Here is an 18,021-nt window from a genome sequence, read left to right as displayed (position 1 = left end):
CAAGCATCACCAAAGATTCACAGGGGTGACACTGGGTCTACCTAGGCTGACTTTGCACAACAAAGCCGACCGGCCGCAACCCTTCTTGGCTGGCTTATGGAGACTCGTAATGACTCGGATCGCTACCGCTGGCGACTACAGCACTGAACGCCGTCTGCAAGCCGAACGCCTGGTTGGCGCCGCGGCGCTGCAAGAAGCCCAGGCCCTGCGCTATACAGTATTCAGCGCAGAGTTCAAGGCCAAGCTCAAAGGTGCCGAGCAAGGCCTGGACATGGACGACTACGACGTGCACTGCCGCCACATTGGTGTACGCGACCTGAGCACCGGCGAACTGGTTGCCACCACCCGCCTGCTCGATCACCAGGCTGCCAGCAGCCTGGGCCGGTTCTACAGCGAAGAAGAGTTCAGCCTGCACGGCCTGTTGCAGCTGCAAGGCCCGATCCTCGAGCTGGGCCGTACCTGCGTGGCCCCCGACTACCGTAACGGCGGCACCATCGCCGTGCTCTGGGGCGAACTGGCCGAGGTGCTCAACGAGGGCCGCTACAGCTATCTGATGGGCTGCGCCAGTATCCCCATGCAGGACGGCGGCGTGCAGGCCCATGCAGTGATGCAGCGCCTGCGTGAGCGTTACCTGTGCACCGAACACCTGCGTGCCGAGCCGAAAAACCCGCTGCCGAAACTGGCCTTGCCCAATAACGTCATTGCCGAAATGCCACCGCTGCTCAAGGCCTACATGCGCCTGGGGGCGAAAATTTGTGGCGAGCCATGCTGGGACGAAGATTTCCAGGTGGCCGACGTGTTCATCCTGCTCAAACGCGACGAGCTGTGCCCACGCTACGCCCGCCACTTCAAGGCGGCGGTCTGATGCCGAAGTTGCGGGTACTGGCCCGCCTCATCCGACTGCTGCTGGTGCTGGCGCAGGGCATGCTGATGGCCAGCATTATCGCCTTGGGTGAGCGCCTGGGCTTCAAGGCGCCGATCGAACGGCGCCAGCGCTGGACCTGTCTGTTCATGAAACGCCTGGTCGCCGCCCTGCCCTTCGACGTGAAGGTAGTTGGCGAACTTCCACAGCGGCCGATGCTGTGGGTCAGCAATCATGTTTCCTGGACCGACATTCCCCTGCTTGGCATGCTCACGCCGCTGTCTTTCCTGTCCAAGGCCGAAGTGCGTCACTGGCCGGTGGCCGGCTGGCTGGCGGAAAAGGCCGGTACGCTGTTCATTCGCCGTGGTGGTGGCGACAGTCAGCGCCTGCGCGAACAGATTGCCGGGCAACTGGGGCTGGCTCGTCCGCTGTTGATCTTCCCCGAAGGCACCACTACCAGCGGCCGCACGTTGCGCACCTTTCATGGCCGCCTGCTGGCAGGTGCCATCGACCGTGGCGTGGCGGTGCAGCCAGTCGCTGTTCAGTACCTGCGTGATGGCCAGATCGACCCGGTAGCGCCGTTCATTGGTGAGGACGACCTGGTGTCCCACCTGATGCGCCTGTTTGCCCTGCCGCGGGGCGAGGTGTGCATCCACCTGCTGCAGCCAATAGGTAGCGTGGGCAAGGAACGTGCAGTGCTGGCGTTGCAGGCACAGCAGGCGATTCACCTGACGCTGTTCGGGGTTGAAGACGTAAAGATGGCGCCACGTCGGCAGGCGCGGGCTGCCTGAATGCTTGCACGGCCTGTTCTGGCCCTTTCGCGGGTGAACCCGCTCCTACACCGATCGCATTCCCCGTAGGAGCGGGTTTACCCGCGAAGAGGCCAGTATCACCCACACACCTCTAACGGTCAGACATCCGCCCTACCGCCGCAAACGCCTGCAACTGCGGGTAAAACTCGCGAAAATCCGCCAGCAGCGGCTCATACAGCCGCTCCAGTTCCACCATCACCCCAACCATCCCCTCTGGCCGCGACAAACGTCGGGCAATACCGTTGAACACCTGCTCCAGAGTGGCAAAATCGCCATACGCCCCGAGCCAGTCATCCGCTGCCATGAACGGCGCAATCCGCGCCAACCGCCCAGGCAGCTCGGGCTCTGCCAGCAGTACCCGATAAAACGCGCCAGTGAACTGCTCCAGCGGCTGCTCGGCGTAATGGCTCCAATGCCGTGCCAGGCAATGGTCGAAAAACACATCCAGGACGATGCCGGCAAAGCGCCGCCGCTCGCGCGGAAAACGTGCCAGAGCCGCCAGCACCAACGGGTGCTGGTCAGTGTAACTGTCGATATGCCGGTGCAGCCGGATGGCCGCCTCCAGCGCAGGCGGAAAGCGCCCTTCCAACGAGCCTTTGACAAAGTCGCCGTAAAGGCTGCCAAGCAATTGTTGCGGCGCCGGGCCGCCCAGGTGCAAGTGTGCGAGGTAGTTCATGAGCGCAGTCTAGCACCGCCGCCCGACATATCGTTATAACGCGATATATCGATTCGTGCTCAGCTCAGAACGCCTTCGTATTTGTATATCGAAATACAGCGAATTATATTTCGTCCTATCGCGATATACCGCTACAGCGAACCTCAAACCATGCCACTCGATCTCGACGAAATCATAAAAGCACTGGCCCACCCGGTCAGGCGAGAAATTCTCAGCTGGCTGAAAGACCCGGCAACCCAGTTCCCAGACCAGTACCACAGCACCGAAAACGGTGTGTGTGCCGGGCAAATCGACCAACGCTGCGGCCTGTCGCAGTCGACCGTCTCTGCCCACCTGGCCACGTTGCAGCGCGCCGGGCTTATCAGCAGCCAGAAGATCGGCCAATGGCACTTCTTCAAACGCGACGAAGCCACCATCCAGGCGTTTCTCGAACAACTGCGCCAAGCACTTTGACAAGGCAGGTAACCGCTATGACCACGCTTTTCGATCCGATCAAACTGGGCGACCTGCAACTGCCCAACCGTATCATCATGGCCCCGCTGACCCGCTGCCGCGCCGATGAAGGCCGCGTGCCCAATGCGCTGATGGCCGAATACTACGTACAACGTGCCAGCGCCGGGCTGATCCTCAGCGAGGCGACTTCGGTCAGCCCCATGGGCGTCGGCTACCCAGATACCCCCGGCATCTGGAACGATGAACAGGTACGTGGCTGGAACAACGTGACAAAGGCCGTGCATGCCGCGGGCGGTCGCATCTTCCTGCAACTGTGGCACGTGGGTCGTATCTCCCACCCCAGCTATCTGAATGGCGAACTGCCTGTGGCCCCCAGCGCGATCCAGCCCAAGGGCCATGTGAGCCTGGTGCGCCCACTGAGTGACTACCCTACCCCGCGGGCGCTGGAAACCGAAGAAATCAACGACATCGTCGAGGCCTACCGCAGTGGTGCCGAAAATGCCAAGGCTGCCGGTTTCGATGGTGTGGAGATCCATGGCGCCAACGGTTACCTGCTCGACCAGTTCCTGCAAAGCAGCACCAACCAGCGCACCGACCGTTACGGTGGCTCGCTGGAAAACCGCGCGCGCCTGTTGCTGGAGGTGACCGATGCGGCCATTGAAGTGTGGGGCGCGCAGCGCGTAGGTGTGCACCTGGCACCGCGTACCGACGCCCACGACATGGGCGACGCCGACCGCGCCGAGACCTTCACCTATGTGGCCCGAGAGCTGGGCAAACGCGGCATCGCCTTCATCTGCTCACGGGAGCGGGAAGCCGACGACAGCATCGGGCCGCTGATCAAAGAGGCATTCGGAGGCCCGTACATCGTCAACGAGCGGTTCGACAAGGCCAGTGCCAATGCGGCCTTGGCCAGTGGCAAAGCGGATGCCGTGGCGTTTGGAGTGCCATTCATCGCCAACCCCGACCTGCCGGCACGGCTGGCAGCGGATGCACCGTTGAACGAGGCACACCCCGAAACCTTCTATGGCAAGGGGCCGGTGGGTTACATCGATTATCCGCGGTTGTGATCGAGGGCCATTCGCGGGCACGCCCGCTCCCACCGGTACAGCGAAAAGCTTGAAAGCTGTTCTTGATCCTGTGGGAGCGATCGTGCCCGCGAACAAGGCTCAGCTGATGTCACGGACGGGCGTTGATCTGTTGCTGCAGGTTCTGAATCTGGCTCTGCAGCGTATTCAGGTTACGCGTCATCTGCGCACGGAAGGCATCGAACTCCTTCACCGAAGCACCACTGGAGGACGCCGCAGCCGGGCGGTTGTCGATCTGGCTCTTGAGCACGACCATGTCCTGCTCCAGGCTCTGGATAGCCGCACTCGGGTTGCCCTGCTTCTTCAACGCTGCCACCTCGCCACCCAAACTCTTGAGCTGGCCGTCCAGCTTGCCGCCATCCACCTGCGCAGCCTTCAGCGCGGCAACCTGCTCGTTCAGGCTCTTCAACTGGGCATCAAGCTTGCCACCATCGACCTGGCCCGAACGCAGCGCCGCCAGCTCACCATTCACCAGCTTCAACTGCGCCTGCAACTGGCTTTGCAGCTCGGTCACGGCCTTCTGCTGTTCTCGGGTATCGGCCAGCACCTGCTCCAGACGCTTGCCCAGGTCGCCGGTCTGTCCGGCAACACCCTTCTGCAACTGGCGCAGCTGCAGCTTCAATGCCTCAGTGCTGGTAGTGGCGCCTGACTCGCTGGCCGCCACTTTGCCACTGATCGCCTGAAGGCGCCCAGCCGCCTCCTCACTGATGCGGGCAAAGCTTTCCTGGGTCGCCACCAGTTGCTGCTCCATCAGCGAGATCTGCTGGAAGCTCCACCAGCCCAGGCCCGCCAACGCGATGAACGAGGCACCGATCAAAGCCCACAACGGCGCCGTGCTGGCCCCGCGGGTGGCTTTCTGGCGGCTGCGCATCACATGCGCCGGTATCAGTTCGTCATCATCAACGGTGCCCGCACGCAAGGCAGGCACGTCATCGAAGTCATCGTGAGCATGGTTACGCATGTAGAGATTCAACCGCGGTAGTCACAAAGAGGCACGAGTATAAACCGCCAGCGCGGCGCATTGATGACCATTATCAGCCGGGCGGCAAATGCTTCCACCAACCACAGAATTCATCCACCGCCGTCCACAGGCTGACCTTGGGCTCATAGCCCAGGTATTGCCGGGCACGGCTGATATCCAGGGTGAAATCACAGCTCATCACCTGCATCCCCAGGCGCGACAAGGTCGGTTGCGGGCGCCCTGGCCATAACATGCACGCCGCCTCATTCAGCGCGGCCAGGCTGTAGGCAAGGCCATAGGAACGGTAGCGGGTCACTTGGGGAAGCTGCATCTGGCGCATCACGTAGTTGACCACGTCCCACAGCGGCAGTGGCTGGCCGTTGCTTATGTTGTAGGCCTGGCCCAGCGCCCGATCATCAGCGAACAATGCACTCAGCAGCGCCTCGTTGAGGTTGTGGACACTGGTGAAATCGACCTTGTTCAGGCCATTACCGATGATCGCCACACGCCCTTTGCGCTGCATCTGCATCAGCCGCGGGAAGATACTGGCATCGCCAGCGCCGGTAACGAAGCGCGGACGCAGCGCCAGCACTTCCAGGCCGAACTCCTGGGCACCGAACACTTTCTGCTCGGCCAGGTACTTGGTTTGCCCATAGTGATCGTGGAAGCGACGCGGCACCTGGTCTTCACGGATGTCCAGACGCGAACGGCCATTGAAATAGATCGACGGCGAAGACAGATGCACCAGGCGCCGCACATGCTCCTTCAGGCAGCCCTCGACCACGTTCTCGGTCACCACCACGTTGCCCTGATAGAAATCCTGATAGCGCCCCCAGTTCCCCACCGCGCCAGCGCAGTGCACCACGGCTTCGACACCCTGGCACAAACGCCGGGCCAGCTCGGCGTCACCCAGATCGCCCGGGATGAACTGTGCGCCACGCTTGACCAGGTGCTCGACCCCTTCGGCACGGCGGCCGCTGACGCGCACGTCCAGGCCTTGCTCCAGGGCGAAACGCGCAAAGCGCCCGCCAATGAAGCCACTCGCGCCGGTGACCAGAATTCGCATGTAACACTCCGTCTTGCCAGATTTCAGATGCAACTGACGCCAGCCATGGCTACAAGGGCACCAGCCAATGTTGTGCGGTGTGCCGCAGGTGGTCGGTCAATTGCGCGAGCAATTGCCCGCCATTGCGCCAATGATGCCAGTACAGCGGTACATCGATGGGGGTATCGCGACAGATTTCCACCAATTGCCCACTGGCCAGTTGCTCCCGGGCCTGCAGTTCGGGCACCAGGCCCCACCCCAACCCAGCCTCGGTCATGCGCAGGAAGCCTTCGGATGAAGGGCACAGGTGGTGCAGGAAACCACCCTCTATGCCCAGCGATGCCAGGTAGCGATGCTGCAGAAAATCGTCCGGGCCGTACACGATCGCCGGGGTACGGGCCAAGCGGCTGGCGACAAAACCTTGGGGGAAGTGCCGCGCCATGAACACGGGACTGGCCAGCGCCCGGTAGCGCATGGCCCCCAGGGGCAAACTGCGTGCGCCGGCTACCGGCCGCTCACTCCCACACAGGCAGGCTGCCACTTCGCCGGCACGCATGCGTTTAAGGCCCACTTCCTGGTCCTCAACCACCAGGTCGGTCAGCACGTTCTGTTGTGCGCAGAAGTTGCCCACCGCGCCGGCCCACCAGGTGGCCAGGCTATCGGCGTTGAGGGCGATGCGCAGGCGCTCCGGCATGCCCTCTTCGTCCAGCGCCGGTACCTGGCGCTGCAGGTCGCGCTCGAGCAGGCGCACCTGCTGCACATGGTTGAGTAGCTGGCGGCCGACTTCGGTCGTGCCGGGCGGCGTGGCACGCACCAGTACCGGCTGGCCGACCCGCGCCTCAAGCAACTTGATGCGCTGGGAAATGGCCGACTGCGACAAGCCCAGTACCTGCGCTGCACGCTCGAAACCGCCTTGTTCGATCACTGCCGCAAGGGCAGCCAGCAGCTTGTAGTCGAACATCGATTTTCCTAATGGGTGATCAGCTTTATTTGTTTTTCTTATACAGCGCCGAACATCACAATGGCCAGCATCTTCCGTGACCCTTTTTGGAGAGCCCTGCCATGTGGCAAAGCTATCTCAATGGCATGCTGGTGGCCTTCGGCCTGATCATGGCCATCGGCGCCCAGAACGCCTTCGTCCTCGCCCAGAGCCTGCGTCGTGAGCATCATCTGCCGGTGGCAGCACTGTGCATCGTCTGTGATGCCATCCTCGTGGCCGCCGGGGTATTCGGCCTGGCCACCGTGCTGGCACATAATCCGACCTTGCTGGCGATTGCCCGCTGGGGCGGCGCGGTGTTCCTGATCTGGTACGGCGCCAAGGCGCTGCGTAGCGCCTGCTCCAAGCAGAGCCTGCAGCACCAGCAAGGCCAGGGCGTTCGCTCACGTCGCGCCGTGCTGCTCAGCGCCCTGGCGGTGACCCTGCTGAACCCGCACGTGTACCTCGACACGGTGTTGCTGATCGGCTCGCTGGGCGCCCAACAGTCCGCCCCTGGCGCCTACGTGGCCGGGGCGGCCAGCGCTTCGCTGCTGTGGTTCTCGACCCTGGCCATTGGCGCGGCGTGGCTGGCACCGTGGCTGGCGCGGCCGGCGACCTGGCGCATGCTCGACCTGATGGTGGCAGTGATGATGTTTGCGGTGGCTGCGCAACTGATCTTCAACTGACCTCGGGGCTTGGCGCGGCATATTCATCGACTGCAAGATCGAGCGACACTCGGTCTCACAGGCAACACCCGCGCAACGGCGAGCCGCCGGTCGGCTCAGCCCAACCCCTCCGGAACCTCTATTCCCTATGTTTGTTGCGTGGTTATGCGCCGGGCCCGGTGCTATGATCCAGCGCTTGCGTCGCAAAGAGTACAGACTCGCCGACGCTTATCGGGCCGCCCGTGATCGGCCTTGCGCAAACCGCAAACAGACCTGAATCAGGAGATCCACCATGGCTTTTGAATTGCCGCCGCTGCCGTACGCCCATGATGCCCTGCAGCCGCACATCTCCAAGGAAACCCTGGAGTATCACCACGACAAGCACCACAACACCTATGTCGTGAACCTGAACAACCTGGTCCCAGGCACCGAATTCGAAGGCAAGACCCTGGAAGAGATCGTCAAGAGCTCTTCGGGCGGCATCTTCAACAACGCCGCTCAAGTCTGGAACCACACCTTCTACTGGAACTGCCTGTCGCCAAACGGCGGCGGCCAGCCGACCGGTGCCCTGGCTGACGCCATCAACGCCGCTTTCGGTTCCTTCGACAAGTTCAAGGAAGAGTTCACCAAGACTTCGGTTGGCACCTTCGGTTCCGGCTGGGGCTGGCTGGTGAAGAAAGCTGACGGTTCCCTGGCCCTGGCCAGCACCATCGGCGCCGGCTGCCCACTGACCAGCGGCGACACCCCGCTGCTGACCTGCGACGTCTGGGAACACGCCTACTACATCGACTACCGCAACCTGCGTCCGAAGTACGTCGAGGCGTTCTGGAACCTGGTCAACTGGGCCTTCGTTGCCGAGCAGTTCGAAGGCAAGACCTTCAAGGCCTGAGTCCCTCAGCCTGAGCAAGAAACCCGGCCACGTGCCGTAATGCTGTCAGTCCAGCATTGCCGCCCACGCCGGGCTTCCTCAAAAAACCGATGCCAGTCTTCTGGCATCGGTTTTTTTTCAAGGGATCTGGAACGGGCCAGCGCACAGGGCTTTCATGAAGCGTACTGACCAAGCCAGCCAAGGCTATCTGCGGTAGCGCCCTTAGGCCGGTACTCACACCCGACCCACCCCGCATACCCGCGCTGCTCCAGCGTCGCAAACAACCCTGCAATGTCCATCTGCCCCGTCCCCGGCTGATGCCGCCCAGGACAGTCGGCCACTTGCACATGCACCGTACGCTCAAAGAACTGTGCCAGCACATCGGCCGCATTTCCGGTCAACAACTGTGCATGGTAAAGATCAAGGATCAGCCCGAGACTCGCATGCGCCTCCAGCACCTGCTGTGCCTTGCTGAAGTCGGACATGTAATACCCTGGCATTTCCTGCGTGCAGATCACTTCGATCAATGGCCGCAGCCCCTGGTCCTCGAAAAATTTCACGGCATAGTCCAGGTTGCTCGCGTACACCTTGCCGGCGCCATCCTCGTGGGTTATCCCGGACATCAGGTGCACATCCGTACATGCCAGTGTGCGGGCATAGCTGGCTGCCTGGCGCAGCCCGTCACGAAACTCGGGCTCCTTGCCCGCCACCGCAGCAATGCCCTTGGAAACGCCAGCCGGTGCGGCAAACTGGATCAATGGCAACGCATACTTCGCCAGTTGATCAGCCAACAAACTCGCATCCAACTCATAGGGCGAGGGGAATTCCACCGCGCGAAATCCGGCGGCAGCAGCGGCTTCGATACGCTGCAGAAAAGGCAGTTCGTTGAACTGGAAGCCAAGGTGAGCATTGAATTTGAGCATGTGTAACGATCCATCCCGGGAAGAAAACATTCGTCGTTCCAAAGCCTGAGCCGCGGCTCCGGCGCTGCGCTGGCGGCAACTGCGCCAGCTCGCTGCGTGCAGATACTCAGGACCTTCGTGTGTGGTATTTTCCTGCCCCAGTCCGACCCAAATCTGCCGGATCGACTGAAGTCAATCATTCGGAATACAGCCTGTGATCAAGAAAGATCTCGCCCTGCAATTGGCCCCTCGCGTCATCGAGATGATCCGCGCCCGGTCGATGAAGGCCGGCGAGCCATTGCGCGAGCAGACCTTCGCCCAAGCCTTCGATGTCTCCCGCTCCCCCATCCGCAGGGTATTCGCCCTGCTCGCCGAGTGGAACATCGCGGTGCAGGAGCCCAATCGCGGCTATTTTCTGAAACAGGACGCCGGGCAGATCCAGGAAGCCACCGTACCGCCCGCCTGCGACCCCTTCGAAGACTTCTACCTGCGTGTGGTGGACGACATCCTCAACGGGGAAATCCCTGCCGAATTCTTTGAAGCCCAGCTACTGCGACGCTACTCTGTGCCTCGCGGGCAACTGCTCAAGGTCCTCAACCGGCTGGCAAGCGAAGCCATGGTGGAGCGCAAGCCCGGGCAAGGCTGGAGCCTCAACGAATTCGTGCACAACGCCCAGACCCACATCCAGAGCTACCGCTTCCGCATGGCCATCGAGCCGGCCGCACTGCGTGAGCCGGGCTACAACGTGAACCAGGCCGCCTTTGCCAAAGCCAGGGCGCAACAGCAGGCCATGCTCGACGGCGAGATTCACACGCTGTCACGTGCCCAACTGTTTGAAATCGGCGCCCAGTTTCACGAAATGATCGTGCAATGCTCGGGCAACCTCTTCTTCATCGATGCCATACGCCGGCAAAACCAGCTCAGACGCTTCATGAGCTACAAAGCCAACGTCGACCGCAGTCGCCTGATGACGCAATGCCTGGAGCACCTGCACCTGCTCGACCTGATAGAGTCCGGTCGGCGTGAAGAGGCCGCACGGTTTCTCTGGAAACATCTGGACGAAGTCGGCCGCCTCAAAACCGGCCAGGATGCCTTGCAGGAAAGCCAGCAGGCATAACCCTTCTCCTACCTTCCTCCAATCCCGCGCGTGAATCAGGCGTGGCAGCTTAGCCATTGCCTCCTTTTCATACAAGATACAAAATAGCCTGAAAAATCGGCGCCCCGAGTAAATCTTTCGCCGCTTATTGTATTTCGTTGCAATGATGAGCAATATTTACACCGCTCGGACGCACTGTGGCACCGAATCACACAGGAATGGATGCAATGGAACAAGGAACGTTGGCTAAAGGGACGGGGGTCTCGAGCCTTCTGTTCGGGGTGTACACGATTCTGCTGGCCCTGCTTGGCCTGACACTGGCCTATCAGGGAGGCGCGCTGGTCAATGCCGGTGGCTCGCCTTACTACGCGATGATGGGCACCGCATTGTTGCTGGCCGCCGCACTCATGGGCCTGAAGAAGGCGGTCGGAATCTACCTCTATGGCGCAACATCCCTGGCCACCTACGGTTGGGCGATCTGGGAGTCGGGGTACAACGGCTGGGCCTATATTCCACGCCTCGCCTGGCTGGTACTGCTCAGTGTGATCTTTCTGGCTTTCTGGCCACTGGTCCGCCGCGACTTCACCAAAATCAACAAGGCACTGTATTTCAGCATCATGGGCGTGCTGCCGCTGCTGATGGCGGCCACCATCCTGGCACCGCTGTTTTTCCCGAACACCGTTCATCTGGCCGACTCGCCGGCTATCACCGCGCATTCACAGCAACCGTTCAGCCGCAGCACGGTGGCATCACCAGACGCCAACGTCGCCGCGTCTCACGACAAGACCAACTGGACCGCCTATGCTGGCTCGAACCTCGGCAACCACTATTCCGCTGCAGCGCAGATTACTCCAGCTAACGTTTCCGGCCTGGTCAAGGCATGGGGTGGTCATCACAGGTGGCCGGGTGCTGGACTCGGATGTGCGCCCGGCACCGTCAGGCGTGTTTCGCGCTTACGATGCAGTCAGCGGCCAACAAAAGTGGGCCTGGGATCTTGGCCGTCCCGATAGCACTGCCCCAGTCGGACATATTCCTGACCGAGCCTTCCGAACCTGAACAATGGCCGGTCAGCAACGCTCATTGCAAATAACCTTCCCCCTGCCTGCAACGGCCCGCTAGCGCGTCCATTCACAGTGTCTGCCTGATGGCGGATGCTGTGCTCGTCTGCTGGCGTAAACCGGTGGTTGCTTACCCTCACAGGAACCCATCCACTTCTTCGGCCGCGTGCACATCCAGGTCCGCTCCACAGGCCCTCTGTTCGAGGAATGTGCCATGCCTGTGGGGGCGGGCTATCCGCGAAGCAGCCAGCACGTTTTCACCTGCGCCCCACCCGCAAAACGCTTGCTCAGGCCGCATAGCACGCTAACATCAAACCTCTGGAAGATTGACACAGCGCATTCAAGTTGCGGGGTCAGGCAACCGATACACTGCTAATGGTCGGCGGTAGTGTATCGTCATCGTTGATGGCAAAATGATGCCATGCGCATGGATTAAGGAAACCCCATTGAAGCTGGAATTGCGGAACAGCTTGTCGGTCAAGTTGCTCAGGGTCGTGCTGCTGTCGGCGTTGGCGGTTGGCGTCGTGCTCAGCTGTGCGCAAATCATCTACGACACCTACAAGACCCGCCAAGCCGTGAACAATGATGCCCAGCGCATCCTCGACATGTTCCGTGACCCTTCGACCCAGGCGGTGTACAGCCTCGACCGTGAAATGGGCATGCAGGTCATCGAAGGCCTGTTCCAGGACGAGTCGGTGCGCATGGCCTCCATTGGCCATCCCAACGAAACCATGCTGGCAGAAAAGTCCCGCCCGCTGCAGGACATGTCCATGCGCTGGCTCACCGACCTCATCCTCGGCCAGGAACGCACCTACACCACGCAACTGGTCGGCCGTGGCCCTTACAGCGAATACTACGGCGACCTCAGCATTACCCTCGATACCTCGTCCTACGGTAAAGATTTCCTGATCAACGCGGTGATCATCTTCATTTCCGGGGTGCTGCGGGCCATGGCCATGGGCCTGGTGCTGTACCTGGTCTACCACTGGCTGCTGACCAAACCGCTGTCGAAGATCATCGAGCATCTCACCCAGATCAACCCTGACCGCCCCAGCCAGCACCAGATACCGCTGCTCAAGGGGCACGAGAAAAACGAACTGGGGCTGTGGGTGAACACCGCCAACCAGTTGCTGGCCTCGATCGAACGCAACACCCATCTGCGCCACGAGGCGGAAAACAGCCTGCAGCGCATGGCCCAGTACGACTTCCTCACCGGCCTGCCCAACCGTCAGCAACTGCAGCAGCAACTGGACAAGATCCTCGTCGACGGCGGCCGCCTGCAGCACCGCGTGGCAGTGCTGTGCTTAGGCCTGGACGACTTCAAGGGCATCAACGAACAATTCAGCTACCAGGTCGGTGACCAGTTGCTGCTGGCGCTGGCCGACCGACTACGCGCCCACAGTGGCCGCCTCGGCGCCCTGGCGCGGCTGGGCGGTGACCAGTTCGCCCTGGTACAGGCCAATATCGAGCAGCCTTACGAGGCTGCCGAACTGGCGCAGAGCATCCTCGACGACCTGGAAGTGGCGTTCGACCTCGATCACGAGCAAATCCGCCTGCGCGCGACCATCGGCATCACCCTGTTCCCGGAAGACGGCGACAGCACCGAGAAACTGCTGCAGAAAGCCGAACAGACCATGACCCTGGCCAAGGTCCGTTCGCGCAACCGCTACCAGTTCTATATCGCCAGCGTCGACAGCGAGATGCGTCGCCGTCGCGAACTGGAAAAGGACCTGCGTGAAGCCCTGCCGCGCAACCAGTTGTACCTGGTGTACCAGCCACAGATCAGTTACCGCGACCACCGAGTAGTCGGCGTAGAGGCCCTGCTGCGCTGGCAGCACCCGGAGCTGGGCATGGTGCCACCCGACCAGTTCATCCCCTTGGCCGAGCAGAACGGCAGCATCATCAGCATCGGCGAATGGGTGCTTGACCAGGCCTGCCGACAACTGCGCGAATGGCACGACCAGGGCTTCAGCGACCTGCGCATGGCGGTCAACCTGTCTACCGTGCAACTGCACCACAGCGAGCTGCCTCGGGTGGTCAACAACCTGCTGCAAGCCTATCGCTTACCACCGCGCAGCCTGGAACTGGAAGTCACCGAAACCGGCCTGATGGAAGACATCAGCACCGCCGCCCAGCACCTGTTGAGCCTGCGCCGCTCCGGGGCGCTGATAGCCATCGACGACTTCGGCACCGGCTACTCGTCACTCAGCTATCTGAAGTCGCTGCCCCTGGACAAGATCAAGATCGACAAGAGTTTCGTTCAGGACCTGCTCGACGACGATGACGACGCCACCATCGTTCGCGCCATCATCCAGCTGGGCAAGAGCCTGGGTATGCAGGTAATCGCCGAGGGCGTGGAAACGGCCGAGCAGGAAACCTACATCGTGGCCCAGGGTTGCCACGAGGGCCAGGGCTACCACTACAGCAAACCCCTTTCGGCCCGTGAACTGACCCACTTCCTCAAACAAGCGCAACGCAACCGGGTTTCGGTGTCCTGAGGCCACCTGCCCGGTTACAGGCTGTGCCCCGGATTTACATGAATTGCGCGCAGCCCCTTTACAGCAAATGCAAATCTTTCGCATGATGTTGTAGTTTCGCGTGCCACGGCGCACGGTCCACCCCTTTGGTCCAACCACACGATGCAGGAAAACCAACAATGATTCGAATGCCTCTGGCCTCCGCCAGTCTGCTGGCCATTGCCATCGCCCTCGCCGGTTGCGGTGAAGGCAAGGACGAAAAAGCCGCCGCGGCGCAAGCCCAGGCACCTGCTGCTGCTGCCACCGCTGCTGCGCCAGGCGCTGTCGACGAAGCAGCCGGCAAAGCCGTGGTCAAGCATTACACCGACATGGTATACGCCGTGTACAGCGACTCGCTGAGCACTGCCAAGACGCTGCAGACCGCTGTCGACGCGTTCCTCGCCAAGCCCAACGACGAAACCCTGAAAGCCGCCAAGGAAGCCTGGTTCGCCGCCCGCGTACCGTACCTGCAGAGCGAAACCTTCCGCTTTGGCAACACCATCATCGACGACTGGGAAGGCCAGGTGAACGCCTGGCCCCTGGACGAAGGCCTGATCGACTACGTCGACAAGAGCTACGAGCACGCCTTGGGCAACCCGGCGGCCAGCGCCAACATCGTCGCCAACACCGAGATCCAGGTGGGTGAAGAGAAGGTCGACGTCAAGGACATCACCCCCGAAAAACTGGCTGGCCTGAACGAGCTGGCTGGCTCCGAAGCCAACGTTGCCACAGGCTATCACGCCATCGAATTCCTGCTCTGGGGCCAGGACCTGAACGGCACCGGCCCAGGCGCAGGCAACCGCCCGGCATCCGACTACCTGGAAGGCCAGGGCGCTACCGGCGGCCACAACGACCGCCGCCGCGCCTACCTGAAAGCGGTTACCGACCTGCTGGTCACCGACCTCGAAGAGATGGTCGGCAACTGGGCACCGAACGTCGTCGACAATTACCGCGCCAAGCTGGAAGCCGAGCCTGTCAACGACGGCCTGCGCAAGATGCTGTTCGGCATGGGCAGCCTGTCGCTGGGCGAACTGGCGGGCGAGCGCATGAAAGTTTCGCTGGAGGCCAACTCGCCGGAAGACGAGCAGGACTGCTTCAGCGACAACACCCACTACTCGCACTTCTACGACGCCAAGGGCATCCGCAACGTCTACCTGGGCGAGTACACCCGTGCGGACGGCACCAAGCTGACCGGCCCTAGCCTGTCGTCGCTGGTCGCCAAGGTTGACCCAGCCGCCGATGCAACCCTCAAGGCCGATCTGGAAGCCACCGAGGCCAAACTCCAGGTGATCGTCGACCACGCCCTCAAAGGCGAGCACTACGACCAGCTGATCGCCGCCGACAATGCTGCAGGTAACCAGGTCGTGCGTGACGCCATCGCCGCACTGGTCAAGCAGACCGGGGCAATCGAGCAGGCCGCGGGCAAGCTGGGCATTGCCAACCTGAACCCGGACACTGCGGATCACGAGTTCTGATCCCGCGGTAGTGCTCCATCGCAAACGCCCGGCCTTGTGCCGGGCGTTTTCGTTTGCTGCCGGGTAAAACGCTTCCCGCTGCCTGGCGCGCGCGCAGATGCTCATCCTGTAGGCCTTCGATCAAACCTAACAGGAGGCACAGTGCTGCAGATTCTCGATGTCTGGGGCGAAGGCCGAATCGTCCAGCGCATGAATGGGGGAGACCTCATTACCGGATTCAACGATGCCTACAACCTGAACAAGGCTGGCCAGCTCATCTCCAACGGGCCGTTGGCAGGCGGGCACATTCCCAACCTCATTGTCGTATACGAATACGATGCTCCGGACTTTCCCCTCGACGACCATGCAGTCCCTCACGTGACACTGATGGGCGCCCCGATCACCCGCCATGTGGCCGAGGAAATGTGCCGGGTAGTTGCTCGCCCCGGCAAGATCTACCTGTACGACCCCAACGAAACCGACCGCCGGATGTTCGAAGCGGTCGCCATTGACCAAGGCCTGCAGCTGCTTGGTCGCTTTCATCCCGCCGAGCTCGACCCCCCGTTCAACGAAATCACCTTGCTCGCGGCCTATGTCTATCGCGCCCCGACTAGCCCGTTACCCCGCCCGAAAACTGAACATTAAAAGGAAACAAAACATGGCCAACGTCACCTACTTGCGCTCCATCGCCAATAACACCCCTTATACCTTGACCCTGATCGACGGTGAAAACCGTAGCAACAGCCTGGCAGTCGGTGCCCAGCACGTCTGGAATGGCTCGCTGGCCATCCCGTGGATCGGCAGATCGACTGAGAACCACAAGGCCTTGCGCCTGATCCTCGGCCCGTCTGCCGACACCAGCATCTGGATATTCCAGGATTACTGGCAACCTGCGCACATGGACGCAGTCAAGTGCATTACCGCCTCCTCCATGGAATACACCAGCGAAGAAGTCATCGAGGTCACCGGCGATAATCGCGGTGGCGGCAACAAGAACCTGATCGTCAACCTGGTCAACCGACACTTCATGCTCTATATGGCCTGAGCAGGAGCGCTCGCAGCGATTTCATCAAGCAAACGCAAATTGCTCTTATTCAATGATCCTGGGCCTGCTAAGCTGCACGCCGGTTTTTTCGCTCACGCCCAGGATTCTCGATGTCCTTGTCGCTGTCCCGACTCCCCCCCCTGCTGCTGGCCTGTGCCCTGGCCGCCTGTGACGACGCCCCGCGTTTTACCCACGCCGAGCCCGGCGAAGCGTTGTCGGGTGGCAAAGCGACCGTGCAGCGCAGCGACCGCAATGCCTATTCCCTGCCCTCGGCCAACCTCTCGCCAGAGCTGCGCCTGGACTTCGCCGTTGGCAACAGCTTCTTTCGCAACCCTTGGGTGATCGCCCCGTCCACCACCACCGCGCGTGATGGTCTGGGCCCGCTGTTCAATACCAACGCCTGTCAGAACTGCCACGTGCGCGATGGCCGTGGCCACCCGCCAGAGCCGGGCGACAGCAACGCGGTAGGTATGCTGGTGCGCCTGTCGATCCCCGACCAACCCTACCTGGCCAAAGTGATCGAGCGCCTCGGCGTGGTGCCAGAGCCGGTCTACGGCACCCAGTTGCAGGACATGGCCATCCCCGGCGTGGCGCCGGAAGGCAAGGTGCGGGTCAGCTACTCCAGCGAAACCGTGTCATTCAAGGACGGCCACCAGGTCGAGCTGCGCAAGCCGGCCCTGCAAATCACCCAGCTCGGCTATGGTGTGATGCACCCCGACACGCGCTTTTCCGCGCGGGTGGCACCACCGATGATCGGCCTGGGCCTGCTTGAGGCTATCCCCGAAACCGATCTGCTGGCCAACGAAGACCCGGACGACCGTAACCGCGATGGCATCCGCGGGCGGGCCAACCGTGTATGGGACGACGCCCAGGGCAAAACAGTGATCGGCCGGTTCGGTTGGAAAGCCGGGCAGCCCAACGTCAACCAGCAGAACGTGCACGCCTTTGCCGGCGACATGGGGCTGACCAGCACCCTGCAGCCCAACGACGATTGCACCCCGGCACAAACCGGCTGCCTGGCTGCGCCCAACGGCGACGGTGCCGATGGCGAAAAAGAAGTCAGCGACAACATCCTGCGCCTGGTCACGTTCTACACCCGCAACCTGGCTGTGCCGGCCCGCCGCGACGTCGGCTCGCCACAGGTACTGGCGGGCAAGAACCTGTTCTACCAGGCGGGTTGCCAAGGTTGCCACACACCGCAGTTCACCACCGCCGCCGACGCCGCCGAACCAGAGTTGGCCAACCAGGTCATCCGCCCCTACAGCGACCTGCTGCTGCATGACATGGGCCCGGGGCTGGCCGACGAGCGCACCGAATTCGCCGCCAACGGCCAGGACTGGCGCACCGCGCCACTGTGGGGCATCGGTCTGAGCGAAACGGTCAGTGGCCACAGCCAGTTTCTGCATGACGGCCGCGCCCGCAACCTGCTTGAAGCCGTGTTGTGGCACGGTGGCGAAGCCGAGGCGGCACGCAACTTCGTACTCACTTTCAATGCCGAGCAGCGCGCCGCGTTGCTGGCGTTCCTGAACTCACTTTAAACGCGCAAA

At 61.8% G+C, this 18,021-nt stretch carries 18 protein-coding genes; 13 read left to right on the top strand and 5 right to left on the bottom strand.

Annotated elements, in window-relative coordinates; genetic code table 11:
• Positions 1-109: 109 nt before the first annotated feature.
• Complete coding sequence (gene olsB / locus ACF8RA_RS15190; protein ID WP_003255175.1) at positions 110-865, top strand: L-ornithine N(alpha)-acyltransferase; 756 nt, start codon at positions 110-112, stop codon at positions 863-865.
• Positions 865-1,653, top strand: coding sequence for a lysophospholipid acyltransferase family protein (locus ACF8RA_RS15185; protein WP_209967854.1), 789 nt, complete (start codon positions 865-867; stop codon positions 1,651-1,653). Before olsB ends, ACF8RA_RS15185 begins: the two co-directional genes overlap by 1 nt.
• Before the next feature lie 112 nt (positions 1,654-1,765).
• Here ACF8RA_RS15185 and ACF8RA_RS15180 read toward each other — a convergent pair whose 3' ends face one another.
• Positions 1,766-2,350, bottom strand: coding sequence for an ACP phosphodiesterase (locus tag ACF8RA_RS15180; RefSeq protein WP_176683765.1), 585 nt, complete (start codon positions 2,348-2,350; stop codon positions 1,766-1,768).
• Positions 2,351-2,500: 150 nt separating this feature from the next.
• On the opposite strand from ACF8RA_RS15180, the gene ACF8RA_RS15175 reads away from it, so the two are divergent.
• Positions 2,501-2,803 (top strand): helix-turn-helix transcriptional regulator, encoded by a 303-nt coding sequence (locus ACF8RA_RS15175; protein ID WP_003255178.1) that lies wholly within the window; start codon positions 2,501-2,503, stop codon positions 2,801-2,803.
• Positions 2,804-2,820: 17 nt separating this feature from the next.
• Entirely contained in the window at positions 2,821-3,870 is a 1,050-nt protein-coding gene (locus ACF8RA_RS15170; protein WP_176683766.1) for an alkene reductase, read from the top strand.
• Positions 3,871-3,979: 109 nt separating this feature from the next.
• Here the strand turns inward: ACF8RA_RS15170 and ACF8RA_RS15165 are convergent, their stop codons facing one another.
• From ACF8RA_RS15165 to ACF8RA_RS15155, 3 genes are all read right to left on the bottom strand, one after another.
• Positions 3,980-4,849 (bottom strand): ATPase, encoded by an 870-nt coding sequence (locus ACF8RA_RS15165; RefSeq protein ID WP_176683767.1) that lies wholly within the window; start codon positions 4,847-4,849, stop codon positions 3,980-3,982.
• 73 nt (positions 4,850-4,922) lie between these two features.
• Entirely contained in the window at positions 4,923-5,915 is a 993-nt protein-coding gene (locus ACF8RA_RS15160) for an NAD-dependent epimerase/dehydratase family protein (RefSeq protein ID WP_392519318.1), read from the bottom strand.
• 49 nt (positions 5,916-5,964) lie between these two features.
• Positions 5,965-6,855, bottom strand: a complete 891-nt coding sequence (locus ACF8RA_RS15155; protein WP_176683769.1) for a LysR family transcriptional regulator ArgP — start codon at positions 6,853-6,855, stop codon at positions 5,965-5,967.
• Positions 6,856-6,956: 101 nt separating this feature from the next.
• On the opposite strand from ACF8RA_RS15155, the gene ACF8RA_RS15150 reads away from it, so the two are divergent.
• On the top strand, positions 6,957-7,556 hold the full coding sequence (locus ACF8RA_RS15150) for a LysE/ArgO family amino acid transporter (protein WP_003255185.1): 600 nt from the start codon (positions 6,957-6,959) through the stop codon (positions 7,554-7,556).
• A gap of 271 nt (positions 7,557-7,827) precedes the next feature.
• Positions 7,828-8,424 (top strand): superoxide dismutase, encoded by a 597-nt coding sequence (locus ACF8RA_RS15145; protein WP_003255187.1) that lies wholly within the window; start codon positions 7,828-7,830, stop codon positions 8,422-8,424.
• 152 nt (positions 8,425-8,576) lie between these two features.
• Here the strand turns inward: ACF8RA_RS15145 and ACF8RA_RS15140 are convergent, their stop codons facing one another.
• The gene (locus ACF8RA_RS15140; RefSeq protein ID WP_176683770.1) at positions 8,577-9,326 is read right to left on the bottom strand and encodes a hydroxypyruvate isomerase family protein; all 750 of its coding nucleotides are present in this window, start codon (positions 9,324-9,326) and stop codon (positions 8,577-8,579) included.
• Positions 9,327-9,519: 193 nt separating this feature from the next.
• Here ACF8RA_RS15140 and ACF8RA_RS15135 point away from each other — a divergent pair, with 193 nt between their 5' ends.
• The 7 genes from ACF8RA_RS15135 (at position 9,520) to ACF8RA_RS15105 (ending at position 18,012) form a co-directional block, all read left to right on the top strand.
• Complete coding sequence (locus tag ACF8RA_RS15135) at positions 9,520-10,422, top strand: GntR family transcriptional regulator (protein WP_104886648.1); 903 nt, start codon at positions 9,520-9,522, stop codon at positions 10,420-10,422.
• Between the two features lie 206 nt (positions 10,423-10,628).
• Positions 10,629-11,411, top strand: coding sequence for a hypothetical protein (locus ACF8RA_RS15130; protein ID WP_392519317.1), 783 nt, complete (start codon positions 10,629-10,631; stop codon positions 11,409-11,411).
• 494 nt (positions 11,412-11,905) lie between these two features.
• Complete coding sequence (locus ACF8RA_RS15125) at positions 11,906-13,957, top strand: bifunctional diguanylate cyclase/phosphodiesterase (protein ID WP_176683772.1); 2,052 nt, start codon at positions 11,906-11,908, stop codon at positions 13,955-13,957.
• A 158-nt stretch (positions 13,958-14,115) separates the two neighbouring features.
• Entirely contained in the window at positions 14,116-15,450 is a 1,335-nt protein-coding gene (locus ACF8RA_RS15120) for an imelysin family protein (RefSeq protein WP_392519316.1), read from the top strand.
• 141 nt (positions 15,451-15,591) lie between these two features.
• Entirely contained in the window at positions 15,592-16,074 is a 483-nt protein-coding gene (locus tag ACF8RA_RS15115; RefSeq protein WP_392461930.1) for a hypothetical protein, read from the top strand.
• Positions 16,075-16,087: 13 nt separating this feature from the next.
• Positions 16,088-16,474 (top strand): hypothetical protein, encoded by a 387-nt coding sequence (locus ACF8RA_RS15110; RefSeq protein WP_020192047.1) that lies wholly within the window; start codon positions 16,088-16,090, stop codon positions 16,472-16,474.
• A gap of 110 nt (positions 16,475-16,584) precedes the next feature.
• Entirely contained in the window at positions 16,585-18,012 is a 1,428-nt protein-coding gene (locus ACF8RA_RS15105; protein WP_176683775.1) for a di-heme oxidoredictase family protein, read from the top strand.
• The last annotated feature ends 9 nt before the right edge of the window (positions 18,013-18,021 follow it).

Origin of the sequence: Pseudomonas sp. FYR_5 (genome assembly GCF_043106315.1) — a bacterium.
Taxonomy (GTDB): Bacteria; Pseudomonadota; Gammaproteobacteria; order Pseudomonadales; family Pseudomonadaceae; genus Aquipseudomonas; species Aquipseudomonas putida_Y.
The sequence above is the reverse complement of the archived record's forward strand: the minus strand, read 5'-3'. Positions and strand labels throughout refer to the sequence as shown.